This window comes from Labrys sp. KB_33_2, assembly GCF_052114505.1.
Classification (GTDB): domain Bacteria; phylum Pseudomonadota; class Alphaproteobacteria; order Rhizobiales; family Labraceae; genus Labrys.
The window spans coordinates 42,467-59,711 of the sequence record NZ_JBFREW010000023.1; the positions used below are offsets into that span (position 1 = coordinate 42,467).

Genomic DNA, 17,245 nt, shown 5'->3' on the forward strand with positions numbered 1-17,245 from the left:
GACTTCTCGGCTAGGAAACCTCGATCGCGGTCGTGACAGGTTTTCGGCGGCTTCCTCCTTCGAGCATCCGGCACAGCACATAGAAGACCGGCGTGCAGACAAGGCCGAAGGCGGTCACGCCGATCATGCCGAAGAAGACGGCCGTGCCCAGTGACTGCCGCATCTCGGCACCGGCACCCGTCGCCAGGAACAGCGGCAGCACGCCGAGAATGAAGGCGAGCGAGGTCATCAGGATCGGCCGCAGACGTATGCGGGCACCCTGGACCACCGCCTCGACACGGTCGAGCCCCTCCGCTTCGGCCTGGCGGGCGAACTCGACGATGAGGATGGCATTCTTGGCCGCCAGGCCGATCAGGATGACAAAGCCGATCTGGGCCAGGATGTTCACGTCCATCGCGAAGATCAGCAAGCCGCTCACGGCCGACAGCAGGCACACGGGCACGATCAGCAAGACGGCGAGCGGTAGCGTCCAGCTTTCATATTGGGCCGCCAGCAACAGAAAAACGAAGACGACGGAAGCACCGAAGATCAGAAGGCCGGTATTACCGGCAAGCCGCTCCTGGAGAGCCACCTCGGTCCATTCAAAGCCGAAGCCTTCGGGCAGGTTGTCGCGCGCGATCTGTTCCATTCGGTCGAGCGCCGTGCCGGTCGACGTCCCCACCGCCGCGGCGCCCTGTATCTCCGCCGCCGGGTACTGGTTGAAGCGCGGAATGCGATAGGGCCCAGACTTCTCCTGGAAGGTCGCAACGGCGCTCAACGGGACCATGGCACCGCCATCGCCGCGCATCTTGAAATTGCCGATCGAGGTAAGATCCGTGCGGTAGCGCCCATCGGCCTGGGCCCGCACCTGGAAGGTTCGGCCGAGCATGTTGAAATCGTTGACATAGGCCGAACCCAGATAGACCTCGAGCGCTTCGAAGATGCTTCCGGCGGACACCCCCAGCATCTGCGCCTTGATGCGATCGACATCGGCATAGACCCGTGGGGTAGCCGTGTTGAACGGCGAGAAGGCGTTGGCAATCCCGGGCGCCTGCGATGCGGCGGCCAGCACCTGCTGCGCTGCTGCCTCCAGCGCCTGGGGCGACTGGCCATTGCGATCCTGCACCATCAGCTTGAAGCCGCCGGCATTGCCCATCCCACGCACGGAAGGAGGCTTGATCGGGATGATGCGTGCTTCATAGAGATCGGCGAAGCGCGCTTGCAGCGAGCCGATGATCCGATCGGTGGTCAGTCCCTGGCGCTCGCGCTCCGCATAGGGCTTCAGGATGGTGAAGGCGATGCCGCTGCTGGATGCATTGGTGAAGGTGGCACCGTCCAGCCCGGCGATGGCCACGACATTTGCGACGCCCTCCGTGGCAAGGAGCCGGCGCGAGACCTCCTTCATCACCGCATCTGTCCGGCTCAGGGCCGCACCCGGTGGCAGTTGCACCGCATTGATGATGTAGCCCTGGTCCATCACCGGGATGAAGCCGGTTGGGGCGCGCGCAAATTGCCAGCCGGAGAAACCGACGAGGCCGGCATAGGCGACGAGGACGAGAACACTGACACGCAGGAGCCGCCGGGTCATGCTGCCATAGGCAATGGAGAGGCGATCGAAGCCGCGGTTGAACAGGCCGAAGAAGCCGTGGAGCAGGCGCATCGGCAGGAAGCGGCGGTGCGTCTGGTCTTCGGCCGTATGCGGCTTCAGCAAGAGCGCGCACAGGGCCGGGCTCAGCGTCAGCGAAACGAAGGCGGAAATGGCGGTGGCCGCCGCCACGACGACGGCGAACTGCCGGAAGAATTGACCCGAAATACCCGACATCATGGCGGCGGGCACGAAGACGGCACACAAGACCAGCGTGATGGCGATTAGCGCGCCACCGATCTCGTCCATGGAGCGGTGGGCGGCCTCTCGCGCCGAATGCCCGGCGGCAAGATGGCGCTCGACATTCTCGACCACGACGATGGCGTCATCGACCACGATGCCGATCGCGAGCACCAGGCCCAGCAGGGAGATATTGTTGAGGGAATAGCCCAGCGCCGCCATGACAGCAAAGGTGCCGACCAGGGATATCGGGATCGCGAGGATGGGAATGATGGCGGCGCGCCAGGTTTGCAGGAAGAGGAGCACCACCAGGACGACCAGGCCGATGGCCTCGAAAATCGTCTTGTAGACTTCGCGAACCGACTCCGCGACGAATTCGGTGGGATTGAAGGGAATGGCGTAGCTCAGGCCGCCGGGCATCTCCGCGCCGAGACGCTTCATGGTCGCCGTCACGCGCTCGGCCGTCTCGATGGCGTTGGATCCGGGTTGCTGGAATATCTGGATCGGCTGGGCCGGTTGGCCGTTGAGATAGGCCGTGCCGCGGAAACTCTGTGCCGTCAGCTCGACGCGGGCGACATCCCGTATGCGGATGACGCGTCCCTCGGCATCGGTGCGCACGACGACGTTTTCGAATTGCTCCTTGTCGGTCAATCGCCCGAGCGTTTCCACATTCAGTTCGAAAGCCCCCTGGCGCGGCACCGGTGACAGGTTCATCACCCCTGCCGAGACCTGGACATTCTGTGCCCGAAGGGCCGCTACCACCTCGCCTGCCGAAAGATTGTGCGCCGAGACCTTGTCCGGATCGAGCCACACGACCATGGCGTAATCGCGGGACGCGGCGAGGCGGACATCGCCGACGCCGTCAAGGCGCAACAATGCATCGCGGATACGCAGCGTGGCATAGTTGGCCATATACAAGGGATCGCGCGAGCCGTCCGGGGAGAAGAGCTGCACAACCATCAGCAGATCCGGCGAGGTCTTGCGCACGGTCACGCCGAGGCGGCGGACCTCCTCCGGCAGGCGAGGCTCCGCCACGGCCACGCGGTTCTGCACCAGCACCTGGGCTTCGTTGAGATCGGTACCAAGCTGGAAGGTCACGGTGAGAGTGAGCTGGCCGTCACCGGTCGCCTGCGAGGACATATAGAGCATGTTCTCGACACCGTTGATCTCTTGCTCGAGCGGCACGGCGACCGTATCGCCCACCGTTTCGGCCGAAGCGCCGGGATATTGGGCCTGGACTACGACCGTCGGCGGGGCGATCTCCGGATATTGGGCCAAGGGGAGGGTAAAATAGGCGGCCACGCCGATGATCACGACGAGGACGGACATGACCGTCGCCAGGATCGGCCGATCGATCGAGAGATGGGCGATGCGCATCCGTCTACTCCGCGAGGCCGGCCGTCTGCACGGCGATGTTGCCCGGTTGGGGCGCGACCTTCTGGCCAGGCCGAGCCCGCAGCAGGCCGTTGACGACGATACGATCGTCGGGGCCGAGCCCGCTGGTCACCACCCGCAACCCATCCGGGCGGCTGAGACCCAGCCCGACGGTGGTGGCCAGCAGCGTGTTGTCGGCTCCCAGCTTGAGCACGATGCGAGTTGCCTGGTCGGTGAGGATGGCGGTCTCCGGGATCAGCAACGCCGCATAGTCCCCGGAAGCAGCCATGCGAACCCGGCCGAATTGGCCGGGTGTGATGGAAAGGCTCGGATTGGGAAGCGTGGCGCGGGCGCGGATGGTTCCGGCGCCCGGCTCCAATCGGTTGTCGACGAAACTGATGACGCCACCATGGGCCCAGGCTGCCTCGCCATCCGGCCGGGCCTGGACGGTAACGCCCTTGTCGCGCATGGACGGCATGGCTCCTGCCTTCATGACACGCTCATGGCGCAGGAAGTCCCGTTCGCTCATGTCGAAGATGAAGTCGATCGGATCGAGCGCCACGATAGTGGTGAGAACCGTGCCGCTATCGGAGACGAGACTGCCGACATCCAGCCGTCGGTTGGAGACCCGTCCGGCAATGGGGGCCCGAATGGTTGCGAATTCGAGATCCAGTTCAGCCCGGCGCAGGGTGGCCCGTGCCGTCTCGATCGCCGCGTCGGCCGCTGCCTTTTGTTGCAGGCGCTGGTCGAGCGTTGAGCGCGAGACGGCAGCCGTGCCGACCAGTTGACGGGCCCGGTCCAGTTCCTGGCCGGCCAGCTCCGCCTGCGCCCTGGCGCTCTTCAGCTGGGCGTTGGCCATGTCGAGCGAGGCCTGATAGGTGCGCTGGTCGATGACGAAGAGTACCCGGCCTTTTTCGACCAATTGTCCGTCTTCGAAATTGATGGCATCCAGATAGCCTGGCACCCGTGCCCTGATCTCGACCATCGCACTGGCCTGGAAGCGGCCGGCGAATTCCTGTGTGTCGGCGACACGCATTTGCAGGGGTTGGGAGACGACGACCGCGGGTGCGGGACGGATGGATGCCGGCGTCACGGCCGCCCGTGCCTGATAGAGGCTCCATCCGGCGGCGCTCATGCCCACCAGGATCGTCAGGCCGGCCAGCCCTGTGATTGCCTTGATATTCTTCAAGTCCGTGCTCCGCGCCATGCGTGCTGCCGACGTTCCGCCTGCTGCCGGAGCGCCTTTATCGGGGGCCAGATTGATTGAGGCCTGTCTTGAAAGTGTGCCGATCAAGGGGGCAGATTGTCGAAGGATGTACCCGGTTTGCTGCGTTGCACAATTTGCGACAAAGCCGGTATCTTTTGCCCGGGGGTACCTATGGCACCCGTCGAGCCAAGACAGCCACCATTTAGAGGGTGACTCAGGTCCGCCGGATCGGAGATTTGGTTTTTTCTTCGTCTCTGCGAAAAATAATCTTGTTTCTCGAAGTAAAAATTAAATCGTAACTACCAACATCATCTAAAATTGAACTTGTCCGTTTAGTAAATAATATATAAACAATTTAATATATATTTTGATTCAATTTTTATGAAATCAAATCTATTTTTATTTCGTATGGTATGAACAGAATATAACCCTAGGGCATGAAGCGCCGGCAGAAAGCATAAGAAGATGCGGCTAGCTCTTTCCTGAGGAAACTTTTGTCGTTGCGGTACCTTGTAAAAATCAGAACACCATCTAAGGTCATCCGCAGCTAGTCTGGGTATAATTCTGCATGATTTATTCAGTTACAGTGTTATGCGGGGCTTGAGAATTTCGTATTGAAAGGATGACGTCAACGTCCGGAAGATTGGGCAGACAATTCTCTCTCAACATGTATTCGACTGAGCCGAAAGCAATCTTTTGCTCAAGCCATATGGCGCGCGCCGTTTGTGGACTCAATATCGGGGTGGGAATGTAGTGTAGCTTGAGAAGGCGACGCACTGTTATGCGAGGAATTCCTGGATTTCGTTGCTTATTAAGATTGGATGTGAGTCTTTTTTCTTTTCGGGATTGCACAGCATCATGATCAGCAGGCGTGTTCTATTTCTGGCAGCACCCATTCTCGCCGTATCGCCGGTTGCCGCAGCAACGCAACCCGAGCAACCCGACATGCCTCCCGTAACAACGCCGTTGGCCGGAGACATCGACGAAATTCTGGCACGCAAGTCCCTCGTCGTTGCCATGCCGGGTTTCCAATCCTTGCCATTCTTCGGAGGAAGCAACGACAGGTCGCAGGGCATCGATGCCGACACCAGCCAGCAACTTGCTGACGCCCTCGGCGTGCAGCTGGTCCTCGACCGGAGTCCTTCCACTTTCGATGGCGCGGTTGCGCTTATCCAGCGGGGCCGCGCCGACATCGTCGTCGCCAAGCTGAGCCGCACCCTCAATCGGGCACGAAACATCAGTTATTCCCACCCCTATGCCCGACTGAGCCATGCCCTGATCATCAATCGGGTCCGCTTCGCGGTCCTCTCGAATGGGCGGCAGCCGGAGGAAGTCGTGCGCTCCTTCGATGGCGAGTTGGGCGTAATCGCCGGATCATCGTTCGAATATTACGCGCGAGCCAATTTCACCAAGGCGAAGGTGCGCACTTTCCTGGCCTGGCAGGAACTGGTCGCGGCAGTGCGAGACGGCCGCGTCGACGCGGCCTACCGCGACGATCTGGAAATCAAGCGGCTGCTGCACGAGGACCCGTCGCTCAGCATTGTGGCGCGATCCGTTACCTTGACCGATCTCACTGACACGATCGCGATCGGCGTGCGCCGAGGTTCCCCCTATCTCCTGGAATTCATCAATCTGTTCCTCGAGCTGTCCGGCCGCGACAAGCCCATGACGGCCGACGAACTGGTGGACCGCTACCTGCACAAGGCCTGACGTCATGAGTTCCGTGTCCGTTTCGAGCGAACATAAACCGTCGACCTGGAATGTCGGCCTGCGGCGCATCTCGCAATCGCCCTGGACGGTCATCGCATCGGTGATCCTCGGTGCCCTCTGCGGCGCGTATCTGCCGGATTTCGCCAAGTCCCTCGCCCCGATCAGCGACGCCTATCTCAATCTGTTGAAGATGGTCGTCTTGCCCTTGATCGTGTCGGCGACGGTCTTCGCGATCAAGTCGATGACCCGGGATCCGCAAACTGCCGCCTATCTTTCCAGGGTTGTATTGGCGATCGTCGTAATATCCGTGGCAACGGTCGCGATCACGGGCATGGTGACATTGCTGCTGAAGCCGGGCGTGATTACCGACGTGCAGGAACGCATCGAGCTCGGCACCGTGCTCAACAGCAGAGGGACCATCGGCACGGACCTGCAGATGACGCTGGCGCCGCCCAGCAAAACGCCCTCGAACGAAGGCGTTTTCTCCGGCCTGCTGGAATTGATACCCAGCAACATCTTCAATTCGCTGTCGGTGGGCAATACCATGCAGGTGCTTGTCTTCTGCATATTGTTCGGCATCGGCATCGGCCGCGTCCCCGCAGCCACCTCCGTCAGCTTCGCCAACGCACTCGAGACGATCTACCGGGCCTGCCTGATCATGACGGGCTGGTTCAACGTCCTGCTGCCCCTCGCCTCCTTCGTGATCATCGCCAGCCAGACCGCGTTGACCGGTGTCGAGCCGCTGATGCTGATGGTCGGCTTCATCGCCACCTTCGCCATTGCAACGGGCATCATCATGATGCTGTCGCTGCTCGTGGTCTGGTTTCGCAGCGGCGAGAGCCTGTGGGCGACCTTCAAGGCCCATCAGCCCCTGTTCATGATCGCCATCGCGACCCGTTCCAGCACGGCGAGCATCCCCTGGATCATCAGCCTTGTCGGCGAGCGCCTGCGCTTCAACCGCATCGTGGTGGAAATGCTGGTGCCGCTTCATGTCACCATGTTGCGCGCCGGGCCCATCATGCTGTTCGTCTGCGGTTCGTTGTTCATCGCCCAGCTCTATGGGCGTTCGCTCAACACGAGCGATTACGTCTACATCGCCGGTGCTTCGATCCTGGTCGGCCTGACCACTGCCGGAATGAGCGGTGCGGTAACGCTATCGCAGATGGCCATCCTGTGCGCCCATCTGAACCTGCCCTTCGAAGCCCCCTTCGTGCTGTTTCTCACCATCGACGCGCTGACCGACACCATGCGGACGCTGACGATCGTATCGACGATCGCCGCGGCGACGGCCGCGATCGCGCCCAAGGACCTGGCCCAGCATCCGGTCGATGATAGCGAGGAGTACGCGCTCAACCTACCCAAAGCAGAAGCTGCAGCATGACCGGCCGGCTCCTGCGACCCCGTCTCGGTGTCGTTGGCGGTCTCGGCCCTCTTGCCACCGCGGACTTCTATCGCAAGACGATCGACGCGGTTCCTGCTGAGAACGATGCCGACCATATCTCCATGGCAATCTTGAGCGTGCCACAGATACCGGACCGTTCAGGGGCGGTCCGCGAGGGCAATGACAAGCCGCTGCCCTGGCTGATCGAAGCGGTCGAGATGCTCAACAGCCTCGATGTCGAAATCATCGCCATCGCCTGCAATACCGCCCATCACTGGTACGACGCCCTGTCCGAAGGCTCCAAGGCCGAGATCATTCACATCGCCGACGCGGCAATCGACGCGTTGCATCGCCAGTACAGGGGGAACAAGGCGGCCGTCATGGCAACCCGAGGTACCCTGCATTCGGGGTTCTACCAGCAACGCCTGCAAGAGGCGGGCATCGCTTGCCGCAACCCCATCGGGCCGGCTTTCCAGGACGCCGTCGATGATGCGATCCGGCAGGTGAAATTGGGCAACCTCAAACAGGCAAAACTCGCCTGCGCGGCGGCCTTCGAGCGCTGCCGGGAAGATGGACTGGAGGCAGCCATTCTCGCCTGCACGGAACTTCCCATCGCGGCAGAGGACATGGTGCCGGAGGGCATGTTGGTGATCGACGCCTCGCGAGCCTTGGCCCTGACCTGTGTTCAACGACTTCGCAATCCAGATCGCAGGCGCAATGCCGCCATGTGAGGTGCCCGGATGTCTGAGGTTTTCGACGGAGACCCGAGGCCACTATGCCATTTTGGCGGGCGACAAAGGCTTATGCGTATGCGCTGCTGCCGGTCTCATCGGGTCCATGGCTCGCGGCGCATCGAAGGCCTTCGCACTGGCCGTGAGAACGACGCTGCCACCCCGAGGCCTGTTGGCTGGAGAATCATTCAAATCGAGGGCCCATCCGTCTCAACCGAGGAAGTACAGCATATGTCCACGCGCTACGCCAAGATCGTCATGTGCCTCTGCCTTGCCGCTTTCGCCTTTCTCGTTACGTTTGGCAATATTACCGACTATGGCTCGAACTACGAATTCGTAAAGCACGTCCTGTCGATGGACAGCACGTTCCCAGGCAACAGCTTGATGTACAGGTCGATCAGCACTCCGGTTTTATGGAATTCTTCCTATATTCTGATCATAGCCGGTGAAGGAATTACCTGTATTTTATACTTAGCTGCGACCGCTTCGCTCTGGAAAGCCCGTCACGCGCCGGCAAGAAGCTTCCATGCTGCCAAGAACTATGCCGTCATGGCGTCCACGATCGGTTTTCTCGTCTGGTTCTTCGGCTTCATGGTGATCGGCGGGGAGTGGTTTGCCATGTGGCAATCGTCAACCTGGAATGGCCAGAATCCCGCCTTCAGATTCTATGTCACCATTCTCCTCGTGCTGATCTTCATCATGCAATCCGACGAGGACGTCGAACGCCCGACGGCGTGAGAGGGACCTGACCTTTTGCGAGCCAACGGGCTGCCGTCCGGGACGTCACGACAGTGGAATGGTCATGCGCCGATAGATTGTCGGCCGCGGCGCCCCTAGTGCCCTGCCCATTATTTGCCTGGCGAGGGTGAAGACTGGGCATAGTTCGGGCTTGTTCCGGGGGCCGAAGTCTCTTTTGATGACCGGCTAAGAAACGTGATGAGGCAACAGAGTGCTGATCGCCCATTTATCCGATCCCCACTTGCGAGAAAAAGGCCATCTCTATCAGGGACTTGTGGACTCCAATGCGATGTTCGATCTGGCGATTGAAACGCTCAAAGCGTTCAGGCCGGAGCCAGACATTGTCATCATCGGTGGCGATCTGGTCGATGAAGGGGCCGAAGCAGAATATGAGACCGTCCGGCACGCGCTATCCAGATTGCGCCAGCCCGTCTATGCGATTCCAGGCAACCACGACGAGCGGGCGGCGTTCAGGGCCTGTTTCAGCGAAACAGGCCACCTGGTGGCGGCTGGCCCTCTCCATTTCGATACAGGTGGGCGATGGCCGGTCCGTGTGATCGGCTTCGACGTCACCGTTCCCGGCCAGCATTACGGAGAAATCGATGATGCAGCCCTCCTCTGGCTCGAGAAAGCGTTGACGGAACACCCGGATCGGCCGACCGCCATCCTGATGCATCAGCCACCGATCGATAGCGGCATCGATATCATCGATGCCTATAAATGCCTTCGTGGAGAGCGCCTTGCCGAGCTATTGCTCCGCCATGGCAATGTCGAGCGCGTCCTCTGCGGACATATTCATCGTTTCATGCAAGCACGGTTCGCAGGGACCACGCTCCTGACCGCACCGAGCACCGCAACTTCCATCGCGCTCCGCCTGACAGAGGGCGCCCCACCTGCCTCCTATGTCGAGCCACCGGCCTTCTTGTTGCACCATTGGCGGCCCCGACAAGGCCTGGTGACCCATTGGGTCCCGATCGGACGCTTTCCTGGGCCGATGCCCTTTTTCTGAACGACGACCTCGTTCTACATCCGGTATCCGCTTTTCGGTACGATGCAGCAAAACGTGTTTAGACGGAAACGCTATTTTTCTCTAACTCTTTGATTCGACGCGTCTTTGCGATTCTTGGCAATTCCGCCAAATCGAAAAAACACTCTAGTCATTTCCGATGTATGAGACCCGATCCTGGGCCACGCTCGCCTGCTGTTCCGGGGGCAGCATCGAAAAGGCCAAATCGACGAGCGCCCGCCCGTTGGGCAGATCCCAGGAGAACCAGGGACCTGTTGGCATCGCCACAGGCGACAGTCCCGTCGACGAGGCAATATAGCCGGGCATGGCCCGAAATCCGGATGGTATCGCCGCCAGACTGGTCTCCTTGCCGCTGTAAAGATCGTACACCGTCGACGACGTTCCAGCGCTCGCGAGCACGAAACGCCCCGTCGGATCGAAGGAGACGTCCATGATCAGGCCCTTGGCTGACAAGACCCTCTTCTTGGAACGAAGATCCCAGACCATGAAATCGGCCTGACCGCTGAAGCCATTATCGGGCATGACCGTAAGGGCGACGTAACGCCCTGCCGGGTCATAACCGAAATGTGTCACGGACCTTGCGGGAACATGGTCGATCAGCGTCAGCCGATGCTGCTTCAGATCATAGGTCGCAATCACGGGCCGTTCGGGTTGCTGGCCCGACGACAGCAGCAGGAGTAGCCTGTCTTCGTCTATATATCTTACCGTCGGGGCCTGGGTCGCATCCGGGACGGGGGCAAAACTGGTGCTGTCGAAGGCCTCGACGACACTCCCCGTGCGGGCGTCGAGGATCTGGAGAATTTTCTTGTCCGTTGCAGTTGCATAAAAGAAACGCCCATCCGGACTGAAGCCGATGTCGAAGATCCATGTGCGCGGGCCGAGCAGGCCACCGACAGCCTCATGAGCGATCACGGTCTCGAAGCGCTTGACGCCAGTGGCCACGTCCCATCCCGCGACGGTGCCGTTGCCATAGCTCAACAAGAGGGTGCCGTCGGGGCTGAATCTGGCGCCATGGGCCTCGTTTGCGGGGTATTCCGTCACCGGGCGCAACAGAACCTGGCGTGATCGAGACCAAAGCTCAAGGCTGGAAGCACCATTCTCGAGCAAGCGAAACACCGCGACCTGATCACCGTGGATATCGCCAAGGGGCAAGCCGTTCACGGGCAATTTCGACATGCTGGCATGCATGGCGGAGAAGACGGCGAGATAGGCATCCGGAAACGCTTTGAGCGTCGCCTCGCTCGGATCGGCCGGCAACCCCTTCAAGGCGGCAGCCAGCGCGGCTTGCCGGCCCTCGTGGGTCCACAACAGCTTCAGCGACAGGTTCGCCCAATTTTGCGAGACCGCCTGGGCCTCTTGCAAAGTCTGTTCACCATCGAGCTTGAGCTCGCTGGTGAGCGAGGATTTCATCCAGGGTGTTTGAGCCCATGTCGTCTGCTCGCCGACGGCGTTCGTCACCTCGCTCATCACCCGCTGGATCGAGTAGCCGGGTGAGAGGACCTTGTGAATGAAAGCATCTGTGAAGGGGCTGAGGTCGCCATCGCCGTCCACGGCGACCGAGTTGGGCGAGGTCGAATAGGCCACCATCAGGCCATGGGTCTGCGGCGAAGCGGATTTGGCGACAGGGACTCTGCTGGCCACGACCTGGATGCCGCGGCCGGTCGACACCGACAGGCCCTCACGGCCATGGCGCGCCAGCGGATTGTTCCGGCAGGCGTCGAGGAATACGAGTGTCGCGGCGGACCGGCGCTGGATCTCATCGACGATCGGCTGCACGGGCACAAAGCCCGTCTTGAGGTTTCCTGCGTGCGCATTGAGAGCAACGAGGTAGTTCTCATCATCGACCTGGATGCCATGGCCCGAATAATAGAACAGGCCGATGGCGGCGTGCGACATCCGCGCGCTGGCGCGCGTCAGGCAGGCCTGCAATTGCCGGCCCGAGGCATCCGTGATGAGGAAGACCTCGAATCCAAGCCTGCTCAATGTCCCGGCGACTGCGGCGGCATCGTTGGCAGGGTTTGCAAGCACCGGCAATCCATGCAGATAGGCCGCATTGCCCACGACCAGCGCCACGCGCCTGTCACTGCTGTCGCGGCCCGCCGGGATCTGGCGGCAAAAGCCAGCCTCGGGCGAGGCCGCCCTGACTCTCTCGACGATACCGAATTGAAGCAGGATCAATGCAAGCAGGCACAGGCGGGTGAGCAAGTTCGGCATTTCCTGCAGTCGATCGATTGCGCGAGCCCCGCCTCCTTCTATAGCCGCAATTGACTTGCCTCTTCCAGCAGCCAGTTGATTGAGCGGGAAGAACGGATTGCTGACGGCGGAAAAGACTGTGCCGAACCGTTGCAGGCCTGCCGCGGATCGGAAGGCCTGCATTCCCGTTCCCGCCTTCGCAGGGCATCAGCAAAAAGCCATATGCGCGAACAAGCCCGCAACGGTCATAAGCGCGACTGCTGAACCGAGATCGAACACGCCGCGCGGTTCCTATATTTGCAACGCCTGTCTTCGAAAAAATGGGCATCCCCCTTTCGGTACGATGCTCGAGAGACCAACAGGACGGGTCAGGTCTTTCGCCAATAAGGGCATCCTTCCGTCAGAACGGCAGGCGCGCATTGTCCTTGACCTCCCTCATGACGAAGAAGGTGCGCGTCTGCCTCACGCCTGGCAATGCGATCAGTTTCTGCCCATGCAACTTGTTGAAATCCGCCATGTCGCAGACGCGGATTTTCAGCAGGTAGTCGAAATCGCCCGCCACGAGATTGCAGTCCAAGACCTCCTTGAGCTTGAGTACCGCTCCCTCGAAGGCAGCAAAGCTTTCGGGTGTCGAACGGTCGAGCACCACACCGACCATCACGAGGGCACCGAGACCGACGGAGACGGGAGCGATCTCGGCACGAACACCGGTGATGAAGCCCTCGTCGAACAGGCGTTGCGTGCGCCTGTGGCAGGTGGCCGGGCTGACATTCACGCGTGCGGCAAGCTCGGCATTGCTCAGCCGGCCATCGGCATGGAGGGCGCGCAATATGTTGATATCGATGCGATCGAGATCGGAAATGGAAGGTTCTTTCATTTATACCCTATTGTTAGGAACAAATCGTATTTAAATATACGTTCGATCGAGATTTTTATAAAATATGAAGGTGAAATTCGAAAGCACCCTCCATGACTTTTCGACTAGGCTCGGTTCCTGTCTCATGGAGCCAGTCCGATGTCCCTTCTTGAAAAATTCGAGCGCTATCCGCTGACCTTCGGCCCGACGCCGATCGAGCACCTGCCGCGTCTCACCCAAGCCCTTGGCGGCAAGGTTCAGATCTATGCCAAGCGCGATGACTGCAACTCCGGCCTTGCCATGGGTGGCAACAAGCTCAGGAAGCTCGAATATATCGTGCCGGATGCCATCGCCTCGGGAGCGGACACGCTGGTGTCGATCGGCGGCGTTCAGTCCAACCACACGCGCATGGTGGCGGCGACCGCCGCCAAGATCGGCATGAAATGCGTGGTCATCCAGGAAAAATGGGTGCCGCACTACGACGCCGTCTACGACCGGGTCGGCAACATCCTGATGACACGGCTGATGGGCGCTGACTGCCGGCTCGTCGAGGACGGCTTCGATATCGGCATCCGCAAGAGCTGGCAGGATGCGATCCAATCCGTCGAGGCGGCCGGAGGCAAGCCTTATCCGATCCCGGCCGGCGCCTCGGTTCACAAGTTCGGCGCCCTCGGCTATGTCGGCTTTGCCGAGGAGGTCGCAAAACAGGAGGCGGAGCTTGGCTTCACGTTCGACTATGTCGTGGTTTGCGTCGTCACCGGCTCGACCCAGGGCGGCATGATCGTCGGTTTTGCCGCACAGGGGCGCGCCGATCGCGTGATCGGCATCGATGCTTCGGGTACTCTCGAGCAAACGCGGGCACAGGTACGCACCATCGTCGACAACACCGCGGCGTTGGTCGGGCTCGGCCGCAAGATCGGCGAGCACGAAATCATCATCAACCCGGACTATGCCTATCCGGCCTATGGCGTCCCGTCGGCTGAAACCAACGAGGCGATCCGGCTCGCCGCCCGCACCGAGGCGATGATGACGGACCCGGTTTACGAGGGCAAATCGATGCAAGGGCTGATCGATCTGACGCGCAAGGGCTTCTTCCCCGAGGGCTCACGCGTGCTTTACGCCCATCTCGGCGGCGCACCGGCCTTGAACGGCTACAGCTACTATTATCGCGAAGGCTGACATGGATTGCCCATTCCCGGGCTTGCCGGGAACGACACCGGCGCGAGGGCACGGACCCGGAAGAGACTGGCCTCCGGCTCTCGCGCAACAAGCTGTACGGGACCGTCTCAGCCGCTCGCGGCAAGAAATGGCCCATCGAGATCGCGCCGAAGAATTGCGGCACATGCGCTCCATGGTGGCCCCCGGGATCGGCGTTGCTTCCCGGGAAGCCTTCATAAGCATGTATCGATCGCAGGCGACACAGCAAACCCGTTCTCATGCAGTTCGATCAGGCGGCACACGCCTGAAGCGATCTCACTGGGATGATCCTCCTGAAGAAAATGCGCACCGCTGCCCAGGTGTACGACCTCGCAATTGTGGAGCTGCCTCGCAAAGCCTTCGGCGAATTCTGGAGAGACGAGTGCTCCCGGCTCACCAACGAACAGGATCTTAGGATAGGAACTCCTGCGCAAAGCGACATGAGCCCGTTCGAGCAAGGTCCAGACGTCGCTCGGCTCGCCTGCAATCGGCAATTCGTTCGGCAGCCGCCAAATCGGACGACGCGATTGCGGGGTTGGAAATGGCGCCCGATAGGCGTCCATTTCGTCGACGCTCAGCTCGCGCTTGATGGAACCGGGCAGGACATGTTCGATGAATACATTGTCGTCCAGAATCAGTTTCTCGCCGATCCCCGCCGTTCGAAACTTCTGGAACAGCGCCCTGGCCGCCTCGACCTGATGAAAGTCGTCCCAACTCGCCATCGGACGAATGAATTCCATGAAAGCAAGGCCGCGGACGAAACCGGGCCGCCGCGCCGCAAGTTCGAAGGCAAACGCCGTCCCCCAGTCTTGCGCGACGAGATAGGCCGAGGATATGCCGAGCCCGTCGATGAACGCTTCAAGATAGCGCACGTGGTCGACGAAGCGATAATCGATTTCGGGTTTTCCTGACTCTCCGAACCCGATCAGATCCGGGGCCACGCAGTGGGAACGCGACGCCACTGTTCCGATAATGTGGCGCCAAATGTAGGAAGACGTTGGGTTTCCATGCAGGAACAGCGTGACGGGGGCACTCTTCGAGCCCGCATGGCGATAGGCCATGTGCGAGCCGAGTACCGCCAGACTGGATGTTTCGATATTTGCGGACATGACAATCGCCTCCCTTATATACGCACGAGCGTATTGTAGGTTTGACTTATAATACGATCGTGCGTATTGTCAATGCATGCCGAAGCCATCGAACAAGAACGAATTCATCGCAGCCGGAATGCGGATAATGTTCCGCAAGGGCTACCATGCGACCGGAATACGCGACGTCGTCGCGGAAGGAGGCGTGCCGCAAGGCTCCTTCACCAACCATTTCGGATCGAAAGAGGCGTTCGCCCAGGAAGTCCTCGACCATTACTTCATGCAGACCCAGGCAATCGTCGAAGAGGCCTTGGGCGACCACTCGCTTTCCCCGCGCGGCCGGTTGCTGCGCTATCTCGACATCATTACCGACCGGCTGGCCGCCGATGGCTATTTGCGTGGGTGCCTCATCGGCGACTTCAGCATCGAGGTCTCTCAGGTCAGCGAGCCGCTTCGCGAGCGGCTTGTCGCCATCTACCGCGAATGGCTCCGCCCCTTCGAAGAATGCATCGCGGAAGGGCAAAAAGCGGGGGAGATCGAAGATCGATTCTCTCCCCAGGATCTGGCGGATTTCCTGCTGACGTCCTGGGAGGGGGCCATTCTCCGCATGAAAGTGGAACAGAGCGAAGAGCCGCTGGAGCGTTTCAAGAAGATTGCGTTCACCAGGATATTTGCAAAGGGATCGTAGGACGTGTCGGACAGGCGGGTCACGGTCCTTTGGACCCGCCGGAATGCTCCCTGTTTGATCCCACGTCGCTTTGTCGTTCTGGCCTTGCTCCGACAGGAAATCCAGGGTGCCGGCCCAACCTGCCGCCCTCTTCGGCGAGCCCTGACGGCCTGACGACCGCCCAGTTGCATGCCGGATTTGCGATCGTTGCGAATGTCGACCCCGCACCAGGGATCAGGCTACCGAACACTGCCCTGCGTCGGCGGGATCAAGCCGCCGCGTATCTTCCTGCAACCGCCGGACGGAACTTCACCGCCGCCGCAAGGCCCAGCACTACGAAGAACAGCAATGTCAGGCCCTGCGTGATCGTAAAGGGCGGCTCTGAAGCCGTCGGTGCGGCCTCGTGCAGCACACCAACCTTACCAAAGGCCTGGGCGATGGCGACGAAGACCAGAAGGTAGAGGCTGGCAACCATGCCGCCGGCATAGATCCAGCGCCAGAAGGCGGCGGCAAGGAGGCGGGTCCTGGCAATGAGTACGGCAGCCAGGATGACCAGCGCGATGATAGCGACGATCACGGCCGGCGTCAGGCCGGCCAGCGGCAGGATGAAGCCGGTGGCACTGGTGAGGATGGCGGTGATCAAAAAGAACCATGTCGAGCCCGAGTTCGCACGCGAGCGGAAAAGGTCCATCACGGCGGGCACGCCGGCAAGAATCGCGGCGATGCTGATCAAGGTGTGAATGACGATCAGAGTGACGTTAAGTGTGCTCATGGTGCCGCTCCTGGCTGGAGGAGCAACCCGCCCGAGCTATGCTGGTGCGAAGGAACGGTAGAGCGACGCAGCCATTGTCTTTCCAGAATTGACGCATCGAAACCCCCTCGCTGCGATGATCGCCCCGTATTATCACGATCCGTAGGTAGGCCATCGGTCCTCACCATCCCCGCCCTACATTGGGAAAATTTCAGGAATGGAATGGTACTATAGAGCCTCTTTCTGGAATTATTCAAACTAAAACGCAACCGCTTGCAATGCAGCCTGAGGCCTTCTTCGTTGAGAGTCAAAATCGCAGCGAATCTCTGTAATTCGCAATCATATCAACAGCTTATTGTAGAAATCGACGTCTGGCCTGCCGATCCAGTAGAATTTCGCTCCGTCATGGGGCGAAAGGATCGACTTCGCAGGGGACACCAGCTCAACCAGGGGATAGCATCAAGGACTGCGCCGAGCTACGAAAACGGCACAGATATCTCAACGAGCCAGCAGAAAGCCCC

Annotated in this window: 13 protein-coding genes; 7 read left to right on the plus strand and 6 right to left on the minus strand. The window is 60.5% G+C overall.

What is annotated here, in order from left to right; all coding sequences use genetic code 11:
- Positions 1–10: 10 nt before the first annotated feature.
- The gene (locus AB4037_RS30545; protein WP_441774068.1) at positions 11–3,181 is read right to left on the minus strand and encodes an efflux RND transporter permease subunit; all 3,171 of its coding nucleotides are present in this window, start codon (positions 3,179–3,181) and stop codon (positions 11–13) included.
- Positions 3,182–3,185: 4 nt separating this feature from the next.
- Positions 3,186–4,367, minus strand: a complete 1,182-nt coding sequence (locus tag AB4037_RS30550) for an efflux RND transporter periplasmic adaptor subunit (protein WP_441774069.1) — start codon at positions 4,365–4,367, stop codon at positions 3,186–3,188.
- A gap of 822 nt (positions 4,368–5,189) precedes the next feature.
- On the opposite strand from AB4037_RS30550, the gene AB4037_RS30555 reads away from it, so the two are divergent.
- From AB4037_RS30555 to AB4037_RS30575, 5 genes are all read left to right on the plus strand, one after another.
- A complete protein-coding gene (locus tag AB4037_RS30555; protein ID WP_441774070.1) occupies positions 5,190–6,095 on the plus strand; it encodes a substrate-binding periplasmic protein in 906 nt (301 codons plus the stop codon).
- A gap of 4 nt (positions 6,096–6,099) precedes the next feature.
- Positions 6,100–7,476, plus strand: coding sequence for a dicarboxylate/amino acid:cation symporter (locus AB4037_RS30560; RefSeq protein ID WP_441774071.1), 1,377 nt, complete (start codon positions 6,100–6,102; stop codon positions 7,474–7,476).
- Complete coding sequence (locus tag AB4037_RS30565; RefSeq protein ID WP_441774072.1) at positions 7,473–8,207, plus strand: aspartate/glutamate racemase family protein; 735 nt, start codon at positions 7,473–7,475, stop codon at positions 8,205–8,207. The genes AB4037_RS30560 and AB4037_RS30565 overlap by 4 nt, the downstream gene beginning before the upstream one ends.
- A 231-nt stretch (positions 8,208–8,438) precedes the next feature.
- Positions 8,439–8,945 carry a DUF2165 family protein gene (locus AB4037_RS30570; protein WP_434961108.1) on the plus strand — a complete coding sequence of 169 codons (507 nt, stop codon included), beginning with the start codon at positions 8,439–8,441 and terminating at the stop codon, positions 8,943–8,945.
- 211 nt (positions 8,946–9,156) lie between these two features.
- The gene (locus AB4037_RS30575) at positions 9,157–9,954 is read left to right on the plus strand and encodes a phosphodiesterase (protein ID WP_441774073.1); all 798 of its coding nucleotides are present in this window, start codon (positions 9,157–9,159) and stop codon (positions 9,952–9,954) included.
- Between the two features lie 144 nt (positions 9,955–10,098).
- Here AB4037_RS30575 and AB4037_RS30580 read toward each other — a convergent pair whose 3' ends face one another.
- A complete protein-coding gene (locus tag AB4037_RS30580; RefSeq protein ID WP_441774074.1) occupies positions 10,099–12,177 on the minus strand; it encodes a caspase family protein in 2,079 nt (692 codons plus the stop codon).
- Positions 12,178–12,565: 388 nt separating this feature from the next.
- Positions 12,566–13,042 (minus strand): Lrp/AsnC ligand binding domain-containing protein, encoded by a 477-nt coding sequence (locus AB4037_RS30585; RefSeq protein ID WP_441774075.1) that lies wholly within the window; start codon positions 13,040–13,042, stop codon positions 12,566–12,568.
- 138 nt (positions 13,043–13,180) lie between these two features.
- Between AB4037_RS30585 and AB4037_RS30590 the strand changes: the two genes are divergently transcribed.
- A complete protein-coding gene (locus AB4037_RS30590; RefSeq protein WP_441774076.1) occupies positions 13,181–14,200 on the plus strand; it encodes a 1-aminocyclopropane-1-carboxylate deaminase in 1,020 nt (339 codons plus the stop codon).
- 212 nt (positions 14,201–14,412) lie between these two features.
- Here the strand turns inward: AB4037_RS30590 and AB4037_RS30595 are convergent, their stop codons facing one another.
- Entirely contained in the window at positions 14,413–15,327 is a 915-nt protein-coding gene (locus AB4037_RS30595) for a haloalkane dehalogenase (protein WP_441774077.1), read from the minus strand.
- A 76-nt stretch (positions 15,328–15,403) separates the two neighbouring features.
- Between AB4037_RS30595 and AB4037_RS30600 the strand changes: the two genes are divergently transcribed.
- Positions 15,404–15,994, plus strand: coding sequence for a TetR family transcriptional regulator C-terminal domain-containing protein (locus AB4037_RS30600; protein ID WP_441774078.1), 591 nt, complete (start codon positions 15,404–15,406; stop codon positions 15,992–15,994).
- Positions 15,995–16,241: 247 nt separating this feature from the next.
- Here AB4037_RS30600 and AB4037_RS30605 read toward each other — a convergent pair whose 3' ends face one another.
- Positions 16,242–16,745, minus strand: coding sequence for a hypothetical protein (locus tag AB4037_RS30605; protein ID WP_441774079.1), 504 nt, complete (start codon positions 16,743–16,745; stop codon positions 16,242–16,244).
- Positions 16,746–17,245 lie beyond the last annotated feature (500 nt).